The organism is Moraxella sp., assembly GCF_024227015.1.
In the GTDB taxonomy this organism is placed as follows: Bacteria; Pseudomonadota; Gammaproteobacteria; order Pseudomonadales; family Moraxellaceae; genus Moraxella.
This window is the reverse complement of record NZ_JAAELD010000171.1, coordinates 1-4,817: the sequence shown is the minus strand read 5'-3', so window position 1 is coordinate 4,817 and position 4,817 is coordinate 1. Positions and strand designations below refer to the sequence as shown.

Here is a 4,817-nt window from a genome sequence, read left to right as displayed (position 1 = left end):
GACATGGCGTACTGTCCTCCGATGTAATCGCCAAGACCTTATCTGAGAGTCTGGGCATGGATTTGGTGGATTTGGATAAATTTAACATCAAAGATCTGCCCTTGCGCCTACTGGATGATGCGCTCATCGCACGCCACGAGGTGCTACCTCTTGGTCAGCGCGATGGGCAAATTTTTATCGCCACCAGCGATCCGACACGCGTGCAAGCCATGAGCGAGCTTGGCTTTGCAACCAATGCGCACATCACGCCCGTTCTGGTCGATGAGAACAAACTCGTCCGCATCATGCAAAGCCTGCATCTAGGCGCGGTGCTAGAGCTTGGCGAGGACGATCATGAAGTGCCTGATAATGACGGCGAAGCAATGCTTGACGCACCGACCGTGAAATTCGTCCACAAGACATTAAGTGATGCCATCATCATGGGCGCATCAGACATTCATTTTGAGCCGTTCGATAAGCATTATCGGGTAAGATTTCGCATTGATGGCATCATGCAGACCGTCGCAAATCCCCCCAAGGCATCGGGCAACAAAATCAGTACCCGCCTAAAAGTCATGGCACGTCTCGACATTGCCGAACGACGAAAGCCGCAAGATGGGCGCATCAAATTCCCACTGCATGAAGGTAAATCGGTTGATTTTCGCGTCAGTACCACACCCACGCTCTTTGGCGAAAAGATCGTCTTAAGACTGCTAGACTCTACCCAAGCCCTGATTGGCATTGATACGCTTGGTATGAATGATGCCCAAAAACAGCTTTTCCTTGATGCGCTAAGCCGCCCTCAAGGCATGATCGTCATCACAGGTCCGACAGGTTCTGGCAAGACGATCTCACTGTACACCGCGCTTGGCATCCTAAATCGACCCGAGATTAACATCCAAACGGTCGAAGACCCTGTGGAGATTCATCTAGATGGCATCAATCAGGTCAATATCAATCCAAAAATTGGGCTTGACTTTGCCGATGTGCTAAGGGCTTTTTTACGTCAAGATCCCGACGTCATCATGGTGGGCGAGATTCGCGACGTACAGACGGCAGAGATTGCCATTAAGGCCGCTCAGACGGGGCACTTGGTGCTGTCCACCTTGCACACCAATTCCGCCATCGACACCATTATCCGCCTAAAGAACATGGGCGTGGCGACCTTTAATATCACAAGCTCCCTAAGTCTCATCATCGCCCAAAGACTCGTCCGTCGCCTGTGCAATGACTGCAAGCAGCCTCTAGACATCCCTACCCAAAGCCTGCTCGAGCTTGGCTTTAGCCCAGATCAAATCGGCACAGCCAAGCTATATAAGCCCGTCGGCTGCCATCAATGCAAAGACGGCTATAAAGGACGCATAGGCATCTATGAGATGCTGCCCATCACACCAAAGCTTGCCACACTCATCATGAGCGACGCACCGACTCAGGCGCTTAGCGAATTTGCCAAAGAACACGGCATGATGACCCTTAGACAATCTGCCATGCATCAGGTCATCAGCGGCATCACAAGCCTACAAGAGATGGAGCGTCTCACAGGTGCCTAAATCCATCAAAACAGCCAAGCTACGTCAAATAAATAAACCCAAAGACAAAACCTTTAGCTATAAAGGCATCTCCGCACAGGGCAAAAAAGTAACGGGTGAAATTAACGCCGCCACCCTGCAACTCGCCCGATTAAAACTACAAAAAGAAGGCATTACGCGCCCAAGCCTTCGCCAAAAAAAGCAGTTTTTACCAAATTTTACCAACAAAATAAAATCGCTAGAAATCACCCTGTTCTTCCGTCAGCTTGCCACCATGCTATCGGCAGGTATCCCGCTCATCCAAGCACTTGACATCACCAACCAAAACAGCAAAAACCCTGCATTTAGCACCACCATCAACCAAATAAAAACAGACATCGAGTCAGGCTCTAATTTCGCCAATGCGCTTGGCAAGCATAAAGCATTTAGCCGATTATCCATCGCTTTGGTGCAGGCAGGCGAACAGTCGGGCGCGCTAGACACCATGCTAGATCGCATCGCAAGCCACCAAGAAAGCCTTGAGATCCTAAAAAACAAACTCAAAAAAGCCTTGCAATATCCTGCGCTTGTTAGCATTGTCGCCATCGCTGTAACGGTGATTTTATTGGTAAAAGTCGTGCCTATTTTTGCCAAGACATTTAGCGAGATGGGTGAGGACTTGCCACTGCCGACTCGATTTATCATGGCGTTATCTGATGGGCTGGTGGCTAATTTTTGGTGGATTGTGATAAGCGTGCTTACCATCGGCTTTGGTCTTACTTGGTACAACAAAAAAACAGGTAAGGTCAAACTTTGGCTTGATAACATCGCCCTAAAACTGCCTTTGATTGCTCCATTAATAAAAAAAACGGTCTTGGTACGATTCTCAAGGACGCTTGCCACGACTTTTGAGGCGGGCATTCCGCTATTAGCCGCTCTGGATTTATCCGCCAAAGCCACCAACCATCATGCATTCATCAAGGAGCTAAACAGCATCAGCACCAAGGTAAATAGCGGTCAAAGACTCAGCCAAGCCATGAGACAAAGCACGCTATTTCTGCCGATGACTGTGCAGATGATCGACGTGGGTGAAGAATCCGGCAAGCTCACCGAGATGCTAAATAAAGTCGCAGATTATTATGACAATGAAGTCAGCGAACAGATCGACGGCTTGACCAGCCTGATCGAACCCATCATCATCGTGATACTTGGCATCATCGTGGGCGGAGTTGTGATTGCGATGTATTTGCCAATTTTTCAAATCGGGGCGAGTGTATCATGATTGACGTGTTAAACATTCTCACACAAAACCATGCGCTATTTTTGATAATGACAGGTATATTAGGGCTCATCGTTGGTAGCTTTATCAATGTCGTGATTCATCGCATGCCTAATACCATGCTGAGCGAATGGCGACACGAGATCAGCGAATTCATCGCAGCAGATGAACAGCTTAACGATGCCACCAAGAACGACATCCAGAGGTACTACCAACCCAACCCTTCACCTAATTCATCTGCACTACGATCACACTGTCCGCATTGCACATCTGTCATCGCTTGGCAGCATAACATTCCCGTGGTTAGCTACCTGCTTCTAGGTGGTCGCTGCGCATCCTGCCAAGCAAAGATATCTCCAAGCTATCCCGTCACGGAGCTCTTAACGGCGGTGTTATCAATACTCATCGTTCATCATTTTGGTGTGAGCATTCAGGCGGGGCTGGCGCTGATCTTTTTGTGGTATTTGATTGCTTTATCAGGGATTGATTATCACACCAAGCTACTGCCCGATCGCCTACTTGTGCCGCTTGGCATGGTCGGTCTGATCGCCAACACTCAACATGTCTTTACCACGCCAAGTCTTGCCATCTGGGGGCTAGTGATGGGCTTTGTAGTGTTTTGGGGAATTAATGTGTTGTTCAAAATCGTCATGGGCAAGGACGGCATGGGGCTTGGTGATGCTAAGCTGCTTGGCGTGCTTGGCGCATGGCTCGGGATGTTCTACTTGCCGATGATTGTCTTTATCGCTGCACTGCTTGGTGTAATCGCAGGCATCATTAATAAATATCGACAAGATGAAGAAGCCTTTGCCTTTGGACCTTATTTGGCGATGGGTGGTTTGTTTTCACTGTTATATGGTGAAAAGATATGGTCGTGGTATGGCATGTTGGCACTGAGCTAATACGCTGGCTGGCTTGATTGACTTATCATATTAAACATTGGAGGATATATGAGTGGATTAATCATCGGATTGACGGGCGGGATTGGCAGCGGCAAGAGCGCAGTAAGCGACTGGTTCGCCATGCAGGGTATAGACGTGGTCGATGCCGATGTCATCGCTCATGCCATCACCGCTAAGGGCAATCCGGTACTAGACGAGCTAAAGGAGGCTTTTGGCGACTGGGTGATAGATAGCGATGGCAACTACAATCGCGCCGCCATGCGCGATCACATCCTTAAGCACCCTGCCGCCATCACTGCCCTAAACGCCATCACGCATCCGCACATTCAAGCACGAATCAAAGACGCTCTGGAAAAGAGCACGGCTGCCTATTGTGTCTTATCGGTGCCGCTTTTGGTCGAAGGCATGGCAAAATCCCCAAACTTAGCCGAGCTGTGCGATAGGATTCTGGTCGTGGATGTTCCTGAGTCTATCCAAATACACCGCGCGACCAAGCGCGACCAAATCAAGCTGTCTCACCATCAAGACCCCACCGCCTACGTCAAGACCATCATCGCCAAGCAAGCCACACGCCAACAACGGCTGGCAGTGGCTGATGATGTGGTGGTGAATGGTGGCACGCTAGATGAGCTGTATGTACAGCTTGAGCGGCTGCATGAGAGTTATTTGGCGATGGTAAAGTGCTAAAACGACGAATTCGGCTCTTTTAAGAATTCTAATTCTTCAGTCGTGCTTACCCTGCCCAATATCTCATTACGATGCGGATAGCGACCGAAGCGCTCGATGATGTCCTTATGTCGATGTTCAAAGTCAAGTGTGACAGCGTCACCTATCTGCTCAAAAATCTCCACCGCTCGCTCATGTATGCTCAGACTCTCTGAGTGCATGAACGGCATGGCAGTAAATATCCGAAAATCCACCGGCAACTCGTTAAAGCCTGTCAAAGCCACCGCCTCTTGAGCCAAAATAAGCGCCACATCATCGGCGGCGAATGCCTTTGGCGTGTCGCGATAGACATTACGACTAAACTGATCTAGGATAATAATCTCTGCCAATCTACCATAGTGATCGGTACGCCAGCCCCAGAGCTCGCCTGCTCTCGCCTGATCGATCAAATCTTCGAACTGCTCGGCGATTTTATGGTCAAAT

Annotated in this window: 5 protein-coding genes; 4 read left to right on the top strand and 1 reads right to left on the bottom strand. The window is 49.3% G+C overall.

Annotated features, from left to right (window positions below; all coding sequences use genetic code 11):
- The 4 genes from pilB to coaE all read left to right on the top strand — a co-directional run.
- Window positions 1–1,529 (top strand): type IV-A pilus assembly ATPase PilB (gene pilB / locus GY683_RS04000; protein WP_297287522.1); only part of this gene is annotated, 1,529 nt, incomplete at its 5' end.
- Window positions 1,522–2,769, top strand: a complete 1,248-nt coding sequence (locus GY683_RS03995) for a type II secretion system F family protein (RefSeq protein WP_297287521.1) — start codon at window positions 1,522–1,524, stop codon at window positions 2,767–2,769. The genes pilB and GY683_RS03995, both read left to right, overlap by 8 nt.
- On the top strand, window positions 2,766–3,668 hold the full coding sequence (locus GY683_RS03990; protein WP_297287520.1) for an A24 family peptidase: 903 nt from the start codon (window positions 2,766–2,768) through the stop codon (window positions 3,666–3,668). Before GY683_RS03995 ends, GY683_RS03990 begins: the two co-directional genes overlap by 4 nt.
- A gap of 48 nt (window positions 3,669–3,716) precedes the next feature.
- A complete protein-coding gene (gene coaE, locus GY683_RS03985; protein WP_297287519.1) occupies window positions 3,717–4,355 on the top strand; it encodes a dephospho-CoA kinase in 639 nt (212 codons plus the stop codon).
- Here coaE and GY683_RS03980 read toward each other — a convergent pair.
- Window positions 4,352–4,817 (bottom strand): DUF924 family protein (locus GY683_RS03980; RefSeq protein WP_297287518.1); only part of this gene is annotated, 466 nt, incomplete at its 5' end. The genes coaE and GY683_RS03980 overlap by 4 nt on opposite strands.

Bases quoted from the DNA above. Each gene is read 5' to 3' on its own strand.
- GY683_RS03990 (WP_297287520.1), top strand. From the start codon at position 2,766: ATGATTGACGTGTTAAACATTCTCACACAAAACCATGCGCTATTTTTG.
- coaE (WP_297287519.1), top strand. From the start codon at position 3,717: ATGAGTGGATTAATCATCGGATTGACGGGCGGGATTGGCAGCGGCAAG.